This window comes from Lutibacter profundi, assembly GCF_001543325.1.
GTDB lineage: Bacteria > Bacteroidota > Bacteroidia > Flavobacteriales > Flavobacteriaceae > Lutibacter > Lutibacter profundi.
Genome location: NZ_CP013355.1, coordinates 417,599 through 439,889 on the forward strand (window position 1 = coordinate 417,599; position 22,291 = coordinate 439,889).

Annotated in this window: 18 protein-coding genes; 9 read left to right on the forward strand and 9 right to left on the reverse strand. The window is 29.1% G+C overall.

Annotated elements, in window-relative coordinates:
* Positions 1–58 precede the first annotated feature (58 nt).
* A complete protein-coding gene (locus Lupro_RS01890) occupies positions 59–1,522 on the forward strand; it encodes an aminopeptidase P N-terminal domain-containing protein (protein WP_068205793.1) in 1,464 nt (487 codons plus the stop codon).
* Between the two features lie 91 nt (positions 1,523–1,613).
* Here Lupro_RS01890 and thrC read toward each other — a convergent pair whose 3' ends face one another.
* The 8 genes from thrC to Lupro_RS01930 all read right to left on the reverse strand — a co-directional run bounded on the left by thrC (position 1,614) and on the right by Lupro_RS01930 (position 12,782).
* Entirely contained in the window at positions 1,614–2,909 is a 1,296-nt protein-coding gene (gene thrC / locus Lupro_RS01895) for a threonine synthase (protein WP_068211350.1), read from the reverse strand.
* A gap of 213 nt (positions 2,910–3,122) precedes the next feature.
* The gene (locus Lupro_RS01900; RefSeq protein ID WP_068205794.1) at positions 3,123–4,046 is read right to left on the reverse strand and encodes a homoserine kinase; all 924 of its coding nucleotides are present in this window, start codon (positions 4,044–4,046) and stop codon (positions 3,123–3,125) included.
* A gap of 5 nt (positions 4,047–4,051) precedes the next feature.
* The gene (gene thrA / locus Lupro_RS01905; protein ID WP_068205795.1) at positions 4,052–6,496 is read right to left on the reverse strand and encodes a bifunctional aspartate kinase/homoserine dehydrogenase I; all 2,445 of its coding nucleotides are present in this window, start codon (positions 6,494–6,496) and stop codon (positions 4,052–4,054) included.
* A gap of 352 nt (positions 6,497–6,848) precedes the next feature.
* Entirely contained in the window at positions 6,849–8,057 is a 1,209-nt protein-coding gene (gene lysA, locus Lupro_RS01910; protein ID WP_068205796.1) for a diaminopimelate decarboxylase, read from the reverse strand.
* 142 nt (positions 8,058–8,199) lie between these two features.
* A complete protein-coding gene (gene pepT, locus Lupro_RS01915) occupies positions 8,200–9,432 on the reverse strand; it encodes a peptidase T (protein WP_068205797.1) in 1,233 nt (410 codons plus the stop codon).
* 62 nt (positions 9,433–9,494) lie between these two features.
* The gene (locus tag Lupro_RS01920; protein WP_068205798.1) at positions 9,495–10,052 is read right to left on the reverse strand and encodes a hypothetical protein; all 558 of its coding nucleotides are present in this window, start codon (positions 10,050–10,052) and stop codon (positions 9,495–9,497) included.
* Positions 10,053–10,054: 2 nt separating this feature from the next.
* Positions 10,055–11,098 (reverse strand): WD40/YVTN/BNR-like repeat-containing protein, encoded by a 1,044-nt coding sequence (locus tag Lupro_RS01925; protein WP_068211353.1) that lies wholly within the window; start codon positions 11,096–11,098, stop codon positions 10,055–10,057.
* A 205-nt stretch (positions 11,099–11,303) separates the two neighbouring features.
* Positions 11,304–12,782: a S41 family peptidase gene (locus Lupro_RS01930; protein WP_068205799.1), complete on the reverse strand. Its 1,479-nt coding sequence runs from the start codon at positions 12,780–12,782 to the stop codon at positions 11,304–11,306.
* A 143-nt stretch (positions 12,783–12,925) separates the two neighbouring features.
* On the opposite strand from Lupro_RS01930, the gene Lupro_RS01935 reads away from it, so the two are divergent.
* The 5 genes from Lupro_RS01935 to Lupro_RS01955 all read left to right on the forward strand — a co-directional run bounded on the left by Lupro_RS01935 (position 12,926) and on the right by Lupro_RS01955 (position 17,472).
* On the forward strand, positions 12,926–13,435 hold the full coding sequence (locus tag Lupro_RS01935) for an RNA polymerase sigma factor (RefSeq protein WP_068205800.1): 510 nt from the start codon (positions 12,926–12,928) through the stop codon (positions 13,433–13,435).
* Complete coding sequence (locus Lupro_RS01940; protein WP_068205801.1) at positions 13,422–13,844, forward strand: hypothetical protein; 423 nt, start codon at positions 13,422–13,424, stop codon at positions 13,842–13,844. The genes Lupro_RS01935 and Lupro_RS01940 overlap by 14 nt, the downstream gene beginning before the upstream one ends.
* 8 nt (positions 13,845–13,852) lie before the next feature.
* On the forward strand, positions 13,853–14,371 hold the full coding sequence (locus Lupro_RS01945) for a DUF4252 domain-containing protein (protein WP_068211356.1): 519 nt from the start codon (positions 13,853–13,855) through the stop codon (positions 14,369–14,371).
* Between the two features lies 1 nt (position 14,372).
* The gene (locus tag Lupro_RS01950; protein WP_144439090.1) at positions 14,373–14,918 is read left to right on the forward strand and encodes a DUF4252 domain-containing protein; all 546 of its coding nucleotides are present in this window, start codon (positions 14,373–14,375) and stop codon (positions 14,916–14,918) included.
* 118 nt (positions 14,919–15,036) lie between these two features.
* Positions 15,037–17,472, forward strand: a complete 2,436-nt coding sequence (locus Lupro_RS01955; RefSeq protein ID WP_068205803.1) for a M1 family metallopeptidase — start codon at positions 15,037–15,039, stop codon at positions 17,470–17,472.
* Between the two features lie 257 nt (positions 17,473–17,729).
* On the opposite strand, the gene Lupro_RS01960 is transcribed toward Lupro_RS01955, so the two are convergent.
* A complete protein-coding gene (locus Lupro_RS01960; protein ID WP_068205804.1) occupies positions 17,730–18,122 on the reverse strand; it encodes a helix-turn-helix domain-containing protein in 393 nt (130 codons plus the stop codon).
* Positions 18,123–18,417: 295 nt separating this feature from the next.
* On the opposite strand from Lupro_RS01960, the gene Lupro_RS01965 reads away from it, so the two are divergent.
* From Lupro_RS01965 to Lupro_RS01975, 3 genes are all read left to right on the forward strand, one after another.
* The gene (locus tag Lupro_RS01965; protein ID WP_227807464.1) at positions 18,418–19,521 is read left to right on the forward strand and encodes a M14 family zinc carboxypeptidase; all 1,104 of its coding nucleotides are present in this window, start codon (positions 18,418–18,420) and stop codon (positions 19,519–19,521) included.
* Between the two features lie 74 nt (positions 19,522–19,595).
* Positions 19,596–20,075 carry an Lrp/AsnC family transcriptional regulator gene (locus Lupro_RS01970; RefSeq protein ID WP_068205806.1) on the forward strand — a complete coding sequence of 160 codons (480 nt, stop codon included), beginning with the start codon at positions 19,596–19,598 and terminating at the stop codon, positions 20,073–20,075.
* Positions 20,076–20,176: 101 nt separating this feature from the next.
* On the forward strand, positions 20,177–22,180 hold the full coding sequence (locus Lupro_RS01975; RefSeq protein ID WP_082703837.1) for an alpha-ketoacid dehydrogenase subunit alpha/beta: 2,004 nt from the start codon (positions 20,177–20,179) through the stop codon (positions 22,178–22,180).
* The last annotated feature ends 111 nt before the right edge of the window (positions 22,181–22,291 follow it).

Consider the following 22,291-nt stretch of genomic DNA (forward strand, 5'->3'; position numbering starts at 1 on the left):
CCTTGCTTATTTCTTTTTTATATATTTGAACCTAATATTTATAACAATCCAATTATTTATGAAGTTTTTTAAGTTATTCTTTTCGTTATTTTGTTTGTATCTCTCAATAAGTTTCGCTCAAAATAATGATTTGCCACAAGATTTTTTAACTCCGGAATTTCATAAAGATAGACGAGAACAACTACGAGCTTTATTGCCAAAAAATAGTGTAGCTGTGTTTTTTTCAGCTGCGGTGAGAAACAGGGCAAATGACGTAGATTATATATACCATCAGGATTCTAATTTTTATTATTTATCAGGTTATAAAGAGCCAAATAGTTTATTAATGATTTTTAAAAATGAACAAACCATTGATGGAAAAACATTTAATGAAGTTTTATTTGTACAAGAACGGAATGAGTACGCAGAAATGTGGACAGGGAAAAGACTTGGTGTTGAAGGGGTACAAGATAATTTGGGATTTCGAGTAGTTTACAATGGAAAAGACTTCAAAAGTTATAACATTGATTTTTCCAAGTTTGATACCATTATTTTTGAGAACTTTAAAAATGACGTAAGAAATACAAATGATGCTGCAGATTTATTTGATTTAATTAAAACATTTAAAGAAAAAATATCATTTGATTTAATGAATTTGGAAAGTTTAACGAATGACAAAATAGATAATAAAGCAAAAAAAAGAATTGACACAAAAATACTTCAAAACCTTATGGCTTCAATGCGGGAAGTTAAAACCATAGAAGAATTAAAATTACTAAAAAAAGCAATTAATATTTCAGCAATTGGTCAAATTGAAATAATGAAGGCAATGAAACCTAATATGTCTGAAACTGAAGCTCAAGGTGTACATGAATTTGTATATAAAAAATATGGTGCTGAGTATGAAGGATACCCTTCAATAGTAGGATCAGGAGATAATGGCTGCATTTTACATTATATAGAAAATAGTAAAACTACCATTGGTAATAATAATTTAGTTTTGATGGATTTAGGAGCTGAATATCATGGGTATACAGCAGATGTTACACGTACCATCCCATCAAATGGTAAATTTACCACCGAACAAAGATTAATTTACGATTTAGTTTACAAAGCTCAAGAGGCTGGTATTGCTCAAGCAAAAGTTGGTAATAAATTTAGTACAACTACTACTGTTGCCCGTAAAGTAATTAATAAAGGTTTAGCTGATTTAGGCATTATAGCATCAGAAAAATCATATCACAGTTACTTCCCCCATGGTGCAACGCACCACATTGGTTTAGATGTTCACGATTTAACGAATTATGGGAAGTTTAAAGAAAATATGGTAATTACCGTTGAGCCAGGAATTTATATACCAAAAGGAAGTGCTTGTGATAAAAGGTGGTGGGGTATTGCCGTAAGAATTGAAGATGATATTCTGATAACAAAAAAAGGCCCAATAATTTTATCAGCAATGGCACCTAGAAAATCTGAAGATATTGAGAAAATGATGAAATTACCAAGTGTTTTAGATAATTTTAACTTACCAAAGTTAGATTGATTTGTTAATAAAACAAATTTTTGTTAAAAATGACACTATCCTAAAAATTATGATATGTCTTCTGTTTTTTTGGACGCATCATTTTTTATTTCTATGAACTTAACAAAAAATGTTTCAATTCTTCATATTTTGAGATTTTTATAGAAACTTTCTCTTTTTCAATTACTTCTTTAATTTGAGTTGGCAGTTTAATAGTTTCATTAATAACAGGTTCAACAACATCTAAAAATTTAACAGGATGTGCTGTTTCTAAAAATATTCCCTGAACGTTGCTTTTTGTTAAATATTTTTTCAAACCTAGATACCCAACAGCACCATGTGGGTCAGCAATATAATTGTATTTTTGTTTTAATTCTTTCATAGCTTCACGTGTTTCATTATCTGTAAAAGAATAGGAGGATAGGTGTTTTTTCAATGTTGAAATATCATTATTGTATATTTCTAAAATACGTATAAAATTGCTTGGATTACCTACATCCATTGCGTTAGAGATGGTTTGTTTTGATAATTTTGGTATGTATTTACCAGTTTTTAAGTAATTAGTAACAATATCATTCACATTCGTTGAAGCAATAAATTGTTTTACAGGTAGTCCTAATTGTTGTGCCATCATACCAGCGCAAATATTTCCAAAGTTTCCACTAGGAATAGAAAAAATAAGGTTTTTCTCTTTGTTTTTTAATTGTTTATAAGCAAAAAAGAAATAAAACATTTGAGGTAACCAGCGAGCTACATTTATAGAGTTTGCTGAAGTTAAATTTTTATTTGAAATTATTTCCTCATCTAAAAAAGCTCTTTTCACCATTGCTTGGCAATCATCAAAAGTACCATTAACTTCCAACGCTGTTATATTTTGGCCTAGTGTTGTTAACTGTTTTTCTTGCACATTACTAACTTTCCCACTTGGATATAAAATTACAACGTTAACACCTTTAACTCCCAAAAAACCACTAGCAACCGCCCCTCCAGTGTCTCCAGATGTAGCTACCAAAACAGTAACTTTTGTAGTGTTTTCTTGTTTGTTGAAAAAAGCCAAACAACGTGCCATAAAACGGGCTCCTACATCTTTAAATGCCATTGTTGGGCCATGAAACAATTCTAATGTAGCGATATTATCATTAATTTTGACAATGGGGAAATCAAAATTAATAGTCTCAGAAACTATTTTTTTTAGCGCTATTTCTGGAATTTCATCACCAACAAACTGTTTAATGACCTCAAAAGCAATTTCTTCATTAGAAAAACAGTCTATCTGATTAAAAAAATCTTTAGGTAAAGGAGTAATTTTTTTCGGGAAATACAATCCTTTATCTGGAGCTAATCCCTTTATTACCGCATCTTTAAATGATACATTTGGTGCTTTTTTATTTAAACTATAGTACTGCATATTTTTATTATTTTTATTTGTCATTCCTGCAAAGGCAGGAATCTGTAACTTAGAAGTTCAATTCAAAAAATCCCCAGTCAAGCTTAGGATGACAACTTTAATTCAATTTTGTTTGTCATTCTGAACGTGTTTCAGAATCTCACCATACGAATCACTAGTTTATATGAGAACCTGAAACAAGTTCAGGTTGATGTAAATTTCTTGATTTCATAATTATTTTAAAATTTTAATTCCTTCTTTATTCACTTTAGATATGTGTATATCATAATCAATACCAACCTTATTATAAACTAATTTCATTGCTTCTGCTACTTTTAAGGCTGTTTCTTTCCCCTTACTTAAAGCGAAAATTGAAGGGCCTGATCCTGAAATACCACACCCTAAAGCACCTGCTGTTAAAGACTGTTGCTTAACAAGGTTAAAAGCAGGAATTAAAATTGAACGAATTGGTTCCACAATATGGTCTTCTAAAGAGCGACCTATTAAATCGTAGTCTTCAGTATATAAACCACTTATTAATCCGCCAACATTTCCCCATTGTTTAATAGCATCTTTTAAAGTAACAGTTGTTTTTAAAATATTTCGAGCATCAGAGGTTTTAACTTCAATTTGAGGGTGGATAATTGTGGCGTATAATTCTTTAGGAGTGTGAATACGAATAATATCTAATGGCTTATAACTTCTAACCAATGTAAAACCTCCAAAAAGGGCAGGAGCTACATTATCTGCATGTGCTACACCAGAAGCTAAACGTTCCCCTTCCATAGCAAAACGCACTAAATCTAAATTGCTAAAAGGTTGCTCTAGTAATTTGTTAATAGCCCAAACGGCACCTGCAGAACTTGCTGCGCTGCTTCCAATGCCACTTCCGGGTTTTATTTTTTTAGTTATTTCAATTTCAAATCCAAATTCACAATCAATTTCATCTAGCAAGGCTAATGCGGCCACACCAGCAACATTATTATGTGTTTCTAAAGGTAGTTTTTGACCAATTATTTTTGTAATTCGAATACCTTTTTGCGTTACTTTTTTAATAATCATTTCATCTCCAACAGTATCAAGTGCTAAGCCTAATACGTCAAATCCACAAGAAACATTCGCTATGGTTGCTGGGGTAAATATTTTAATTTCGTTCATAATTATTAATTATTTCCAATTCTAATAATATCTGCAAATAATCCTGAAGCAGTTACGTCTGCACCAGCACCAGCACCTTTAATAATAAGTGGTTGCTGCTTGTATCTTTCTGTGAAAAAAAGCACAATATTATCACTTCCTTCTAAATTATAAAAAGGATGATTAGGCGCAATTTCATTTAAACCAACTTTTGCATTCCCATTGTTCAACTCGGCAACATATTTTAATCTGCAATTATTAGTTACTGCTTTATCTCTGATTTTATTAAAATGAGTTGCTTCATTTTTTAAGGTATCCATAAAATCTTCAACTGAATCAGTATTTAGGGACGATTTTGGCAAAAAAGATTCATTTTTAATATCTTCTAATTCCAATTTCATTCCACTTTCACGAGCTAAAATTAGTATTTTTCGCATTACATCTACACCACTTAAATCTATTCTTGGGTCAGGCTCTGTGAAACCCTCAACACCAGCTTGTTTAACCACTTCAAAAAATGAAGTATTAGCATTGAAATTATTAAATATAAAGTTTAAACTACCAGATAAAACAGCTTGTATTTTAGTTACTTTATCTCCTGAAGCTATCAAGTTTTTAAGTGTGTCAATTATTGGTAAACCTGCACCAACATTTGTTTCATATAAAAAAGGAGCATTGTATGCTCGTGATAATTTTTTTAGGTTCAAATAGTTTGAATAATTTGAGGAACATGCAATTTTATTACAAGTAACAACAGCAACACTTTCTTTTAAATAATTAGCATATAAATTAGCAATATTTTTATTGGCTGTATTGTCAACAAAAATACTATTTCTATAATTCAGTTCAATTATTTTAGTATGAAATAAACTCATATCTAAATTTTCTGCATTTTCTAGAGGTGTCTTCCAATTCTCTAAATCAATACCATCCTCATTAAATAACATTTTTTTAGAATTTGTAATTGCAATTATTCTAATTTGAATTCTTAAGTTATCTACCAAATATTGTTGCTGGTTTTTAATTTGATTAAGCAATTTGCTACCTACATTACCAACTCCAACTACAAACAGGTTTAATTGTTTTACTTGATTTTCAAAAAAGGTAGAGTGTAATGTGTTTAAAGCTTTTTTAACATCTTTATGTGCAATTACAGCTGAAATATTTTTTTCTGATGCACCTTGGGCAATAGCTCTAATGTTTACATTATTTTTCCCTAGTGTACTAAACATTTTACCACTTATACCTTGATGACTTTTCATACTGTCACCAACTAAAGCAATAATGGCATTATTTTTCTCAACATGCAAAGGCTTTACTTTGTGCTGTTGTATTTCATAAACAAATTCTTCATCAATTATTAATTTTGCCTTTTCAGTATCAATATTATCAATGGCAATACATATAGAATGCTCTGATGATGCTTGAGTTATTAGAGATATGTTAATTTTTTCTTGAGAAAGTGCACCAAATAAACGTTTAGAAATACCAGGAATACCAATCATTCCACTGCCTTCTAAGGTAATAAGTGCCATGTTTTCAATATGACTAATTCCTTTTATTGGATTTTTATTTGTAGATATTTTGGTAATTAAAGTCCCTTCTTCTTTAGGGTTGAATGTATTTTTTATTACAATTGGAATTTCTTTTTCTAGTACAGGTTGTATCGTTGGAGGGTAGAGTACTTTTGCTCCAAAATGAGACAACTCCATGGCTTCTTGGTATGAAATATTTTTTATTGGAAATGCCTGCTTTACAAATTTAGGATTGGCTGTAAACATACCACTAACATCTGTCCAAATTTCTAGAATTTCAGCATTTGTTGCTGCAGTAATAATTGCAGCGGTATAATCTGATCCTCCACGTCCTAAAGTTGAAGTTTCACCTTTGTTTGTAGCAGCAATAAATCCGGGTAAAATAACTATCTTATTTTTACTTTGTGTAAAAAAATCTTCAATAGCTGTATTTGTTTTCTTAAATTTAACAGTTGCATTTGAGAAATTTTCATCAGTAAATATCAACTCTTTAGTGTTTTTTAAAGAAACATCAAGATTGTTATTTTTCATTGCTTCAGCAATAATATATGATGAAAGTAATTCTCCAAAACTTACTATTTTATCAGCTGTTTTGTTAGAGAGTTCATTAATTAAAAAAACACCTTCAAGTATATCTTCTAATTTATTTAGCATTTTTTTTACGGTTCCTAAAATACTACTTTGACTATTTATGGATATTAATTCTCTAACAATTTGTAAATGGCGTTCTTCAATATCTTGTAATTTTTCTAAATAAAATTTATTATTGGCACAAGCCAAATCACCAGCTTCTAAAAGTAAGTTTGTAACTCCACCAAATGCAGATACAATAACTGCTATTTTAGATTTTTTAGCACTTTTTTTTACAATATGGATTACTTTATTTATATTTTCAGAGGAAGCTACTGATGAACCTCCAAATTTTAATACTTTCATTTGTATTAATTTTTTATCTTAATTTAAATTTTTATTAATTGATATTCCTTGTTTCAATATCTTTTGAAAACGAATATATAACGGACGGATGATATAAATAAAATGATAACCCTAAAGGGTAATTGTAATTGTAGTAGCCATAACAAAACGACGCAAAGATGTTGCGTTTTTAGTTAATTGATATGATTTTATAATTTGCATAAGGCAAAAGTAACTATTTTTTTAATTACACGAAGATTTTATCAAACTTTTGTTGTTTTCTTTATTGAATGCTTTATTAATTGTTTAATTGATAGTATTTCGATATGTTTTTTATGAATATTTAAATATAGAATAATTTTTTATACATTGTTTAGTTTAAGTTAATAATAACTTGATTTTTAAGTAAATCATCAAAGGTTTCTTGTTTTCTTATCAAATAGTCTTTGCCATTATAAAGTAAAACTTCGGCAGGTTTGTAGCGAGAATTATAATTAGAAGCCATAGAAAAACAATAGGCACCCGCATTGTTAAAACATAAAATATCACCTTCTTTAATTTCGCTAATTCTTCTGTTAGATCCAAAAGTATCTGTTTCACAAATATAACCTACAACAGAGTAATAGCGTTCACGTCCTTTAGGGTTTGATATGTTGTGAATATGATGATATGAATCGTACATCATTGGGCGAATTAAGTGGTTAAATCCAGAATCTACACTAGCAAAAACATTTGATGTTGTTTGTTTAACTACGTTTACATTTGCTAAAAACACACCCGATTCACTTACTAAGAATTTACCAGGCTCAAACATTAAAGTCAATTTTTTACCGTATTCTTTACAGAACAGATTGAATCTTTTAGATAGTTTTTCTCCTAATTCTTCAATATTTGTTGAAATATCTCCTTCTTTATAAGGTACTTTAAACCCACTTCCAAAATCTATAAAATCTAAGTTTTTAAATTCAGTAGCAGTATTAAAAAGTATTTCTGTAGCAGCAATAAATACATCAATATCTAAAATATCAGAGCCAGTGTGCATATGAAGACCATTAATATGCATTCCTGTGTTTTTAACAACACGCATTATGAGTGGAACCTGATGAACTGAAATCCCAAATTTAGAATCTATATGACCTACTGAAATTTTATGATTCCCACCGGCCATAATATGTGGGTTTATACGTACACAAACAGGAATATTAGGGTGCTTGTTTCCAAACTGTTCTAAAATGGAAATATTATCAATGTTTATTTGAACACCTAATTTTGAAACTTCTTCAATTTCTTCTAAAGAAACACCATTTGGTGTAAATATAATATTCTCTGGTGAAAAACCAGCTTTAATACCTAGTTGAACTTCTTGAATAGAAACAGTATCAATTCCAGATTTTAATTTTTTGAAAAGCTTTAAAATATTAATATTTGAATTTGCTTTTACGGCATAATTTAATTTTAAGTTTTTTACTGTTGAAAAAGCATTTGTAATACGGTTGTATTGTGATATGATTTTTTCAGCATCATAAACATATAATGGGCTTCCATATTTATGAATAAGTGAAACTAAGGTTTTATTTTCCATTCATTTATTTTTTTGAAGTCTCAAATGTATAAAACAAATTCAGGTTTTTAAATATAATTCTATAAAATTACAATATCTAACAAATTGTTAAATAAAAAAACTCTCGTTAAAGAGAGTTTTTAAAAAAAATATCAAAAATAGCTTACTTAGCTCTTTCAGTAGTAATTTGTGCAATTTTAACAATTACATCAGTCGCCAATTGCATAGATTCAACGGCTACATATTCATATCTTCCGTGAAAATTATGACCTCCAGCAAAAATATTTGGACAAGGTAAACCCTTGTATGATAACTGAGAACCATCGGTACCACCTCTAATTGCTTTAATTAGTGGCTTAATACCAAGTTGTTTCATAGCTTCTTCAGCAATATCAACAATATGCATCACAGGTTCTATTTTTTCACGCATATTGAAATACTGATCTTTAATCTCAACTTCTACAGTAGTACTCCCTATTTTTTTATTTAAATCATCAGCTACTTTTTGAAAGGTTTCTTTACGTTCTTGGAATAACTTTAAATCGTGATCTCTAATAATATATTGAAGTTCGGTTTTTTCAACTTCACCCTTCATAGCATATAGGTGATAAAAACCTTCGTAACCTTCCGTTTTTTCGGGAACTTCATCTTTTGGTAGTGCTGCAATAAAATCGTTAGCGATTAACATAGAGTTAATCATTTTTCCTTTCGCATAGCCAGGATGCACAATTTTACCATTAATTGTAACTTTTGCTCCAGCAGCATTAAAATTTTCGTATTCTAATTCTCCAACTTGACTTCCATCCATTGTGTAGGCCCAATCTGCACCAAATTTTTTAACATCAAACATTCCTGCTCCTTTACCCACCTCTTCATCTGGAGTAAAAGCTACTCTAATTTTACCATGTTTAATTTCAGGGTGCTTAATTAAATATTCCATGGCTGTTACTATTTCAGCAATTCCAGCTTTATCATCGGCCCCTAATAGGGTAGTGCCGTCAGTGGTTATTAATGTTTTTCCTTTGTATAGTAGTAAATCTTCAAAATAACTTGGAGAAAGAATAATATTTTTTTCTTTATTTAAAATAATGTCTTCACCATTGTAATTGGGATGAAATTGAGGGTTTACGTTAGTGCCTGAATAATCTGGACTAGTATCAATATGTGAGATAAAACCAATGGTTGGAACTTTGAAATCTACATTTGAAGGTAGTGTAGCCATTACATAACAATTATCATCTAATGTTACATTTTGCATCCCAATTTCTTGCAGTTCATCAACTAAAATACGTGCTAAATCCCATTGTTTTTCAGTACTTGGAAATGCTGAATTTTCAGGGTCTGACTGAGTGTCTATAGTAATATACTTAACGAATCGATCTGTTATATTTTGCATTTTTTTATATTTTTATCAAAAGTAAGAATAAGACAAAGGTTTTACAATCTAATTGTCATAAATTATTGTAAAAATTCTACTTTTTCTATAAGTGAAATAGTTTCGCAAATACGCTCATTTATATCAGTATCTCCATAAATTTCAGAATAAACGTTAAAATAGGTGTTTTCTGAACGTTTGGTAGTTAAATTAAATTGATGATAACTAAATCCGTTTTTCACTCCCTTTGCAACATACCAGTAGGTTGGTTTAGATTGGTATGGTTGATTTCCAGAGTCAATTATTTGTAAATTATTTTTTTTTAAGATGGAATCAACTCTCCTATAAAAAAGGGAATCAATATTTAATATTCCCGTACTAAATGAAGCAACTAGTATTAACGATTTTGTAAGTTGTTTTGTAGTGTCAGCAGTAAATATTTCAGATTCAAAATTGTTATAATATAATTTTGTTTTCCAGTTAGTTATTATATCTAATTTAAAGTTTTTCTTAAAGTCGTATACTGATAAGGTTTTTTCTGATTTATTAACCGGACAATTGTATTTTTTGCTTAATTCAGATGGATTATTACAACTAATAAGTTGTGCACAGAATACAATTAAAATAATTTTTCTTTTCATTTTTAAAAATTAAGAATATTCATTTTTGCAATTTTATTGTTTCCTGAAAGCCAAGCTGTTTTTCTTGAGACAAATCTAATGGCATAAAAACCTTTGTCACTAATTTTCTCCCAATTTCTTCCTGAATTTTTAGAATAAAATATACCGTTGGTTGATACCGCAACAACTTCTTTCCCCTGTGTGTTTGGTATGTATTGTACACAACTTACGTATTTGGGTGCTTTATTTTCTGATACCAACTCCCACGTTTTACCTCCATCAAAAGTAAGTGCTTTATTTGCGTAATTTCCAAATTTATCTGTATAATCTCCGCCACAAATAATGCCTTGTTTTTCATTATAGAAATCTACGGAGTAAATGCCTGTTGTACTTTTCCCTTGAATGATGGGTGTGTTATAAACTTCCCATGTTAAACCCATGTCTGGTGTGTGAAAAATACGTGATTTTAAGCCACCAGTTACTATCCAAGCTTTTTTACCAATAATAGCAATATTAGTGTTACTTGCAGCAAAAGCAGCTTCTCCTTTATTAACTTTGGGTAAAAAATCACAATTTATTTTATTCCAAGTGTTTCCTCCATCACGTGTGATTAATATGGATAAACAATCATCTGTTGGGTCACCAATTGCAATTCCATTTATACTATCGAAGAATTTTATGCAGTCGTAAAAAACTTTTTCATGCTCTTCTTTATATACAACAACTGCTTTATTATTCTTCACTTTATAAAGTAGTGCTGGGTTCCCAATGCTTAGTGCATATATTCCTTTATTGGTGTATGCCAATGACCTAAAGTGAGGTACAATAGTATCTGTAACTATTTTTTTAACGACTTTAAATTTACCTGAATTGGTAATTATACCAATGTCGCCTATAGATCCAGCATACACAATAGATGAGTCATTTATAATTTCAATAGCCCTAATGCTACTACTGTCTAATTTAATATTTTTTATTGAAATTTTAATAGTTTCTCTAGCTTTGTATTCTTTTTTACAGGTGCTAAAAAAGATTAAAATTAAGAAGAGTAATACTTTGTTTTTCATATTACTAACAAATATAATTAAAATAAAAGTATGATGTAAAACAAAAAGAGGCTGTCTAAAAAGTGTCATTCTGAATGTAAATGAAGAATCTCCTTGAAATTAAACACCTATATATCAAGATGTTGAGATTTTTCACTTTGTTCAAAATGACAAGTATAATTGCTTTTCAGACAGCCTCTTTTAAAATTTGGGTTTTATTAATAAATTATTTATTGATAAAAAAATCGTCACTAATATACATTTCTTTTTCAAATCTAGTTTCAAGTTCAAGCACATCAAATTTTTCTAGATTATTGTATTTAAATGTACTTACATTTTTTGAAGTAAGTCCCCTAATATCATCAAGTGCTGCTTTAAGTACTACTTCATTTTCATCTCCAAAAGGTAAAATAGCATTCCAAAACTGATATTCTTTCACTTCAATATCAGGTGTAAATCCTTGTGTGTAATCACTTTCACCATTCTTGTTATATATTTGAAAAACAATAGGTTGCATAGCATTTAGGTGGGTTGTTTTTGCTGAAGATTGACTCAGAAAATCTGTAGCAGGAGAGTCGTACAACGTAATTGAACCAACATTTTTACCATAAGTAGTGGTGCCAATTACTTTAACAGGAATATACGATTTTAAACCATTGATAATCATTTCACTTGCTGAAGCTGTACTACCTGAAGTTAAAACATACAATTTTGAAATATCACTTAATCGGTTTATAGCCTCTTCAGTTGTTTTATTACCATTTACATCGTAAACATTCAATGTATTTTGAAAGTTATAAGAACTATTTTGATTGCTATGTTTTGGGTTAAATTTTAAAGTTGCGAATATATCCGTATTTGCGTTGCTGTATATCATACTTGCCAAGTAAGCAGACGACAAAACAGATCCTCCGCCATTTAACCTTAAATCTAAAATTAGTTCATTTACTCCTTCACCTTTAAAATAGCTAAAAGCAGCGTTTAATTCATCGTTATATGAAGATCTAAACCCATTGTAAACTAAATATCCAACTTTTCTACCGTTAATATCATTAAAAACTTTTTTTAAGTAAATAGGGTTGTCAGAAACTTCAACTGCCGTAATTGTTTTATCTTCAATAGGGGTAAGTACACCTCCATTTTCAGAAACAAAAGATAACGTAATTGTTTCATTTGAAAGTTTGCTAACAGTATTGCTGTAATTACTTTCATTTAAAACGATACCGTCAATGGCATTTATAATATCTCCTCTTTTTATTCCTGCAATAGCTGCAGGCGAGTTAAGAGCCACATACCTAACATAAAATATAATATCATTATTGTCATTTATCAATACAGCTTGTAATCGAAATCCAAATGATAATGAAATTCCTTGAAATGATTTCTGTAGTTCAATATAGTCTTCAACAAACCATGAAAACCTATCCGTATTTCCTTTATCAAATAACAGGCTTTCAAATAAGGTTTCTGGATCTGCAAATCCATCCAAATAATTAGTATAACTCTCTTGGTTATCATCTTTAGAATCTGCTAAATTTGGCACATTTGCTTGCCAGTTGTACCATGAATTCATTCCTTTCCATACAAAATCTTGAATTTCAATGTTTTGAGGAATAGGTATAACAATATCATCTTTTTTGCTGCAACTAACTGATATAGCAATAATTAACAGTGTAGCTGCTATAAAATTGGGGATTCTTTTCATTTTTTAAAATTTATCTTTTTATGATTATAAGTCGCAATATATTAATTTTTATTACAAAATTTAGGACTCCTGTTACAAAAACGTAACTTGCTCGTCATAATTGTAACAGCATCAAAAAAAATGTTGTTAAACCAAACTTTAAAATGAAGCAGTCTGAGTTTTTAAAAACGGTAATGCCTTTTAAAGATAAAGTTTTTCGAGTGGCGAAAAGACTTTTGGTATCTACAGAAGAAGCAGAAGACGCTACTCAGGAACTTTTTTTTAAGTTATGGAAAAACAAATCGAAATTAAAAGACTATAAAAGTATTGAGGCATTTGCTATGACAATGACTAAAAATTATTGTTTTGATCGTTTAAAATCAAAGCAAGCTAATAATTTAAAATTAATACATAGTAACTATAAAGAGAATGGAACGTCTTTAAATAGACAAATAGAACTAAATGATAGTGTAAGTAAGGTTCATGAATTAATACAGAATTTGCCTGAGCAACAAAAATTAATAATACAACTCAGAGATATTGAACAATATGAATTTGAAGAAATTGCGGAAATGTTAAATTTAAAGCCAACAGCAATTAGAGTTTCATTATCTAGAGCACGAAAAACAATAAGAGAACAATTAATAAAACAACATAATTATGGAATTAGCTAACATAGAAAGGTTGTTAGAAAAATATCTAAATGCAGAAACCACATTAAATGAAGAAAAGGAGTTAAAAAACTACTTTTCTGGAGATAATGTAGCACCACATTTAGAAGAATACCGAGTATTATTCGAATATTTTTCAACTAGTAAAAATGAGCGCTTTACAAAAACCATCCAATTAAACAGTAAAAAGAAGCATTGGAAATGGCTTTCGGTAGCAGCCTCAATAATATTGCTGGTAAGCGTTTATACTGGTTATGAAAAAAATCAGGAAAGAAAAGCTGAAAAAATATACAAAGAAACTCAATTTGCTCTTGAAATACTTGCTTCTAACCTAAACAAAGGAACAGTTGCAGTGGCCCAATTGAAAGAGTTTGAAAAAGCAAAAAATAAAATTTTTAAACAACCTAAATGAAACAAAAAATGAAAAAAATAATAACACTAATTGCTCTTGTAATTTTACCTTTTGTAAATTATGCACAGAGTTCAATTTTCGATAAATTTGAAGATATGGATGATGTATCATCTGTAATTGTAAATAAAGAAGCCTTTAAAATGGCTAGTAAATTTGGAGGAAATAGCCCTGAAGCAAAAGAATATGTGGATATGGTTAAAAATTTAGAATCGTTAAAAGTATTTAGCACAGAAAGTGTTGAAATTGCAAAACAAATGAGCAATATTGTATCTAAATATTTAAAATCTGCAAAATTGACTGAATTAATGCGTATTAAAGATGATGAAGCTCATGTAAAAATTTATATACGACAAGGAAAAGATGAAAATCACGTAAGTGAATTGTTAATGTTTGTGAGTAACTTAAAAAATAAATCGAATCAAGAAGCTGTGATACTTTCATTGACTGGAGAGATTGATTTAAACAAAATTTCAGAGTTAACAAATAATTATATTCCAGAAAGTGGTAAAAAACTTAAAAAACAATAAAATGAAATTATTTATAAAAATAACGGGATTTATAGTAGTAGCCTTTTTAATAATTTCATGTGATACCAACCCTTCACTTCAAAAATATTATGTTAACAGTAAAGAAAATAACGAGTTTATTTCTATTGATTTACCATCGAGTATTTTAGAACTAAAAGATAACAATATTTCTGAAGATATTAAAAACACCTTGTCAACAATAAAAAAAGTTAATTTTTTAGCATTGCAGTTAAGTGATACAAATAAAGAATTGTACACCTCTGAAAAACAGAAAGTTAAAGATATTCTTAAAAATCCAAAATACAAACAGCTAGTTCGTATGAAGATGGGTAAAACGAGTATTTTAGTTAATTTATTAGGTGAGGAAGATGCTATTGACGAGGTTATTGTTTTTGCTTCAGATAATGAAAAAGGGTTTGCAATAGTTAGAGTTTTAGGAGAAAATATGAATCCGTCAAATATTTTAAAACTAACACAGGAAATAAAAATGGATGGAGATTCTGAGCAATTGAAACAACTTGGAGGATTGCTAAGTAGCCTTAAATAACCTTTTTTAAATACAAAAACACAAGCCATACTATGAAAAGTATGGCTTTTTAACAGCCCATTAACTCTTGAAAGCAATTAAAATAGTATTTTTGAAATCTTAAAATAAATAATTACGAATGAAAAATTTATTACTTACACTAATTTTGTTGTTTTCAGTACTCTTAACCGCTCAAGAAAAAGAATACAGAGGAGAAAGAGAAAAAATTAATGATTTAGTACATACAAAACTAAAAGTAAATTTTAATTTTGAAAAAAGTCAAATGAATGGAGAAGCTTGGATTACGTTAAGCCCTCATTTTTACCCAACAAATAAGCTGGTTTTAGATGCAAAGTCTTTTAAAATTTATGAAGTAAAAATTAATAACAGGAATGCTCCATATAATTATTCGAATGATGAATTAACAATAGAGTTGGGTAAAACATATAAAAAAGAAGAAAATTACACTGTTTATATAAAGTATACAGCAAAGCCTGAAGAAGTTAGACAAAAGGGAAGTAATACTATTAAAGAAGCTAAAGGATTGTATTTTATTGATCCAAAAGATGAAGACCCTGAAAAGCCAACTCAAATTTGGACACAAGGCGAAACTGAGTCAAGCAGTTGTTGGTTTCCTACTATAGACTCACCTAACCAAAAAACTACAGAAGAGATTTATATGACGGTTCCAAACAAATTTGTAACACTATCAAACGGAGAATTAATAAGCCAAACCTCAAATGCTGATGGTACAAGAACCGATTATTGGAAAATGGATAAAAAACATGCTCCATACTTGTTTTTTATGGGAGTAGGAGAATTTAGTATTGTAAAAGATACCTGGAATGGTATTGAAGTAAATTATTATGTTGAAAAGGAATATGAATCTGTTGCTAAAGATATTTTTGGAAAAACTCCTGAAATGATGACGTTTTTTTCAACAATTACAGGAGTGCCATATCAATGGAATAAATATAGCCAAATAGTTGTTAGAGATTATGTAAGTGGAGCAATGGAAAATACGACTGCAGTTGTACATGGAGAAGCAGCACAACAAAAAAAAGGACAATTAATTGATGAAAATATTTGGGAAGAAACTATTGCCCATGAATTATTTCACCATTGGTTTGGTGACTTAGTAACTGCTGAAAGCTGGTCAAATTTAACAGTAAATGAATCTTTTGCCACTTATAGTGTTTATTTGTGGTATGAACATAAATACGGAAAAGATAAAGCAAATGCTCATATGTATAATGATGTACAAACGTATTTACAAAGTCAAAGTGAAGATAAAAAACTAGTCAGATTCTATTATGAAAATAGAGAAGATATGTTTGATACTGTTAGTTATCATAAAGGGAATGCAATACTACATATGTTGCGTGATGTTTTAGGGGATGAAGCCTTTTTTGCAGGGATGAAAAACTACTTAATTGAGCATAAATTTGGGACCGCAGAAGCACAAGAGCTCCGTTTATCTTTTGAAGAAGTTAGTGGAAAAGATTTAAATTGGTTTTTTAACCAATGGTATTATGGAGATGGCCACATAAGGTTAAGTGTAACGTATGATTACAATACCATAATCAATACTGTGACGGTTAACATTAATCAGCAAGGGAAAACATTTAAATTTCCTCTAAGTATTGATATTTATGAAGGAAATAGTAAAACTAGGCATAACGTTTGGGTAGATAAAACTAGAAATTCATTTACATTTCCTTTTAATAAACTCCCTAAACTAATTAATATAGATGCTAAACATGTGCTTTTAGCTGAAATAGATGATAAAAAAACGTTAGATAACTATATATTTCAATATAAAAACGCGTCACATTATTTAGATAGGAGGTATGCTTTAGAAGAAATTGCCAAACACCAAGATAATAAAGAAGCATTTAATACTCTAATCAAAGCTATGAATGATTCGTACTATGAAATAAGAATTTTGGCACTAGAGAGTGTAGATTTGTTTCAGAAATATTATAAAAAGGAAGCGATTTCAAAAATTGAAAATTTGGCAAAATTTGATAAAAAAACTTTGGTAAGAGCCGCTGCAATAGAAGTTTTAGGTAAATTAGTTGAAGTAAAGTATAAGTCTCTTTTTGAAAAAGGGATGAATAGTAAATCATACGCTATCTTAGGAAAATCATTATTTTCTTTATATCAAATAGATAGAGAAACCACATTGAAAAAAATTAATACCTTAAATAGTGATACTGAAAAACTTTTAGCTGAGGCAATTACCAATATTTATATTAATGAAAAAGATAAAACAAAATTACCTTTTATAGCAAACCATGTGTTAAGCGGTATGTTTTTATCTAACAATAAAAGAGTGCAACAGCTTTATTCTGAAGCGTTTAAATGGATTTCAGAAAGTGACAATAAAGAAGCAATAATAAACCTTACAAATGATTTTGTAAAATTAGGTAAACTGTATAAAAAATTCAATTTTGATAAAATGGCAATTAATATGCTGAATCAGTTGGTTTATACACAACAGCAATCTAGCAATGAGAATAAAGAAGAATTGATATTAATTTTAAAAACAGGTATGGCTAAATTAATTGAATAATTTACCTGTATAAATTTTACTTTTTTAAGTTCAACTGGTTTTTATAAGATTTGTGTAATTCTGTTTTTGACTAAAACATTCAGATAACTAACTCAATTTCTTTAATTGTTCAACCCCCAATTAATCGAGCGTTGTTTATAATAATTAGGATAATACCAATCAAGGTTTAAATTGAAAATCATTTAATTAATTTTTTCTTCTATTATTTACAATATTGAGAGTAATTTATAACAACCCAAAACCGGTAGAAGGTTGTTTTAGGAAATGAAATTTTTAAAAGTGCCATTTTTATAAAAAATAACGATTCGTTCAATTTCATCTTCTTTTTTAGCATCAGTTACACTCTCAGTACCTAATTTTTTTGTTTGTGTACTGCCACCATCAGTCAAAGATAGGGGAGTGTATTTGTTGTTCGTTATTGTTTGTTTGGGAAATTCTCCAATACCATTTAGTAACCAATATAATTCTACCTCGGGAAATGTTTTTAAAATTTTAAGCACAAATTCTAAACTGGGTTTATTTCTTCCAGATAAAATATGTGAAATACTCGATCGCTGTATTTCCATTTTTTCTGCTAGTAGGGATGCCGATATTTCGTAATAATCTATAATTATTTTAAGCCGTTTTGCAAATTCTTCAACGTTTACCATTGTAATAAAATTAATATTACAAATGTAACATATCTCTAAGTAAGAAACAAAAAATAAATTTAAACGAGTAATAAACCCTGACTAAACCTACAATAATCACTTCAAATAATACTAACTAATGTATTAATTAACAAGACTTTAAAATTAGTATATAGATTTTTCTTATTTCATTTATCTAAATGGTTCACATACTTAAATAAAAGCAAGTAAAATGTTTACAATTGTATATTTTTGAATAGGTAATCTTGTATACAATTGTAAACATTTGATTATTTACATTTGTAACATGGATTTTATGAGTGTAAATAAGTTAGAACGTTGGTATAATTTAAATTTTGAAAAAAGATTAAAAGGTAGAAGAATTTTGTTTGTAGATATTGATCCTTTAATCTTAAGTTTATCCTCAAAATTTAAAAAAGAAATTTTAGGCTATTCAGAAAATAATATCCCAATTTATAAAATAAGCGTTGGCACTGGTAAAGTGAAGATTCTTACTTGGTCTCAAATGCATGGAAATGAAAGTACAGGAACTAAGGCTTTATTTGATTTGTTTCATTTTTTTGAAGATGATTCTGTTGAAATTAAAAAAATAACCGAATTAATCCTTTCTAATTGTACGCTTGAATTTATAGTTTTATTAAATCCAGATGGCGCCATTCAATTTACTCGAGAAAACGCCATTAAAATAGATTTGAATAGAGATGCTGTAGCTCAAAAGGCGATTGAAAGTAGGTTATTAAGAAGTACGTTAGAAAATTTGAACCCTAAATTTTGTTTTAATTTACATGACCAGCGTTCTATTTTTAATGTTAAAGGATCTCAAAACCCGGCAACTATTTCTTTCCTAGCACCTTCAGAAGACATTCAAAGGACGTTAACAACCGGCAGAAAGCAAACTATGAGTGTTATTGTTGCCATGAATAGCTTTCTACAGCAAATAATTCCGAATCATATTGGTAGATACACCGATGAATTCTATCCAACTGCTACCGGAGATAATTTTCAAAAATTAGGACACAATACAATCTTAATTGAAGCAGGGCATTTTAAAAATGATTACGAAAGAGATATTACCAGAAAATTCAATTTTTATGCATTATTAAAAGGATTGTTTTATATAGCAACCTCTAAAAATTACATTAATTATAAACCTTATTTCAATATTCCAAATAATGAAAAGAAGTTTCTTGATATCATTTATAAAAATGTCACAATTAAAGAGAATAACATTGAACACACGAAAGATATAGGTATTCAATACAGGTTTAAAGTAGAAAATAACAAGTTAATACGGTACAAGCATATTGAAAAAACAGGAGATTTAACAAATTACTACACTTATAACTATGTAAATAAAGAAAATTTAAAATTAAAGGATTTAAAATTGTCAAATTCGTAAATAATTTGTCGTTTTATCGTTTTTTTTTAATAAATTTGCTGAATAAATATATTTTTTTTTAACATAAACAGATTATGAAGAAATTTATTCTAGACGAAATTGATCATCAAATTTTAGATATTTTAATTGAAAATGCCAGAACTCCTTTTACGGATATTGCTAAAAAATTAGTTGTATCTGCAGGAACCATCCATGTTAGGGTGAAAAAAATGGAAGATGAAGGAATTATTAAAGGTTCAACACTAACATTAAATTATGAAAAAATGGGTTATTCATTTATTTCACATGTTGGTATTTATTTAGACAGAACTTCAAAAACAAAACAAGTTATTAGAGACTTAAAGAAAATACCAAATGTAACAATAGCCTATATTACTGCTGGTAAATACAATATTTTTTGTAAAATAAGAGCGAGAGATACAACTCATGCAAAGGAAATAATTTTTGAAATGGACGATATAGATGGTGTTTCAAGAACTGAAACTATGATTTCTTTAGAAGAAAGTATCAACGATAAAAAACGTTTAATGCACTCTATATTTGGAGAGTTGTAATATTTATAGAATTAACTTTAAAATATACCTTATCATTTTTTTTTGATAAGGTATATTTTGTTTTAGAACAATAGTGTACATTTAAATTTATTTTATATTTAATGAGAACAGACAATACTATTCCAACGCCAATTATTTACAATCGAAAGCATTTTAGTGATGTTGAATTGTTAGACCTATACAAAGCACTTTTAAAACCTCGTTTAATTGAGGAAAAAATGCTCATTTTATTACGTCAGGGTAAAATTTCAAAATGGTTTTCAGGAATTGGACAAGAAGCCATATCGGTTGGTGTTACAACAGCACTAAATGAGCAAGATTATATATTACCAATGCATCGAAATTTAGGTGTGTTAACATCTAGAGATGTTCCATTGCATAAACTTTTCTCACAATGGCAAGGTAAAAAAAAGGGATATACGAAAGGTAGAGACAGATCTTTTCATTTTGGTGTGTTAGCACATAAAATTATTGGTATGATTTCTCATTTAGGTCCGCAATTAGGTGTTGCCAATGGTATAGCTTTAGCAAATATTCTTAAAAACGAAGCTGGTATTGCTGTTGTTTTTTCAGGAGATGGAGGTACAAGCGAAGGAGATTTTCATGAAGCTTTAAATGTAGCTGCCGTTTGGGATTTACCAGTATTGTTTTGTGTAGAAAATAATGGATATGGTCTTTCAACGCCTTCAAGTCAACAGTTTAAATGTGAAAACATTGCAGATAAAGGGATAGGATATGGAATGGAGAGTCATATTATAAATGGAAATAATATTTTAGAAGTTTATTCCAAAGTAAAAGAAATTGCTGAAGATGTTAGAAAAAAACCAAGACCTGTACTTTTAGAGTTTAAAACATTTAGAATGCGTGGGCATGAAGAAGCTAGTGGTACAAAATACGTTCCTCAAGAATTATTGAATGAATGGTCTTTAAAAGATCCTGTAGAAAATTTTGTTGCTTTTTTAAAAAAGGAAATGATTTTAACTATAGAAAACGAACTGCAAATTAAAGATAAATTTACAAAAGAACTTAATGAACATTTAAAAATTGCTTTTGATGAAAAAGAAACTTCATCTACAGTTGAAAAGGAATTAGCAGATGTTTATAAGAAAACGAATTATGTAGAAATAAAACCACAACTAGAAACTACAAATATTCGTTTTATTGATGCTATTTCACAAGGACTAAAACAAAGTATGGAACGCTTTGGGGATATGGTAATAATGGGGCAAGATATTGCTGAATATGGAGGTGTTTTTAAAATTACTGAAGGGTTTTTAGAAAAATTTGGAGCAAATAGAGTTAGAAATACACCAATTTGTGAATCAAGTATTATTGAGGCTGCTTACGGACTTTCGATTTGCGGAATTAAATCTGTTGTTGAATTACAATTTTCTGATTTTGTAACCTCAGGATTCAATCCCATTATTAATTTATTAGCCAAATCACACTATCGCTGGAATCAAAATTCGGATATTGTTTTACGTATGCCTTGTGGTGCTGGAGTAGGAGCAGGCCCTTTCCACAGTCAAACAAATGAAGCTTGGTTTACCAAAACCCCTGGCTTAAAGGTTGTTTATCCTGCATTCCCTTATGATGCTAAAGGATTGTTAGCAACTTCAATAGAAGATGAAAACCCCGTACTGTTTTTTGAACATAAAGCACTGTATAGGTCTGTTTACCAAGAAGTTCCAGATAGTTATTACACCATTCCTTTAGGGAAAGCTACTCTTTTGAACGAAGGAAATGATATAAGTATTATAACCTATGGCGCTGGAGTGCATTGGGCTTTAAACGAAGTGAAAAAACATCAAATTTCAGCAGATATAATAGATTTAAGAACTTTACAACCACTTGATACAGAAACGATTTATAAATCTGTAAAGAAAACAGGTAAGGCATTAATTTTACAAGAAGACACCCTTTTTGGAGGAATTGCTTCGGATATTTCAGCTTTAATTACTGAAAATTGCTTTAAATATTTAGATGCTCCAATTAAACGTGTGGGGAGTTTAGAAACCCCAATACCATTTGCTAAAAACTTGGAAGATATGTTTTTACCTAAAAATCGTTTGTATGCTAACATTGTTGAATTGCTAAATTATTAGTAAAATAAATTTCATATCTGATTTTTATCATTAATTATTACTTATTTAAGTAATAACTTTCATCTCAAGAGTTATTTTAAATAATACTTTATTTAAATGTATTTATTAAAT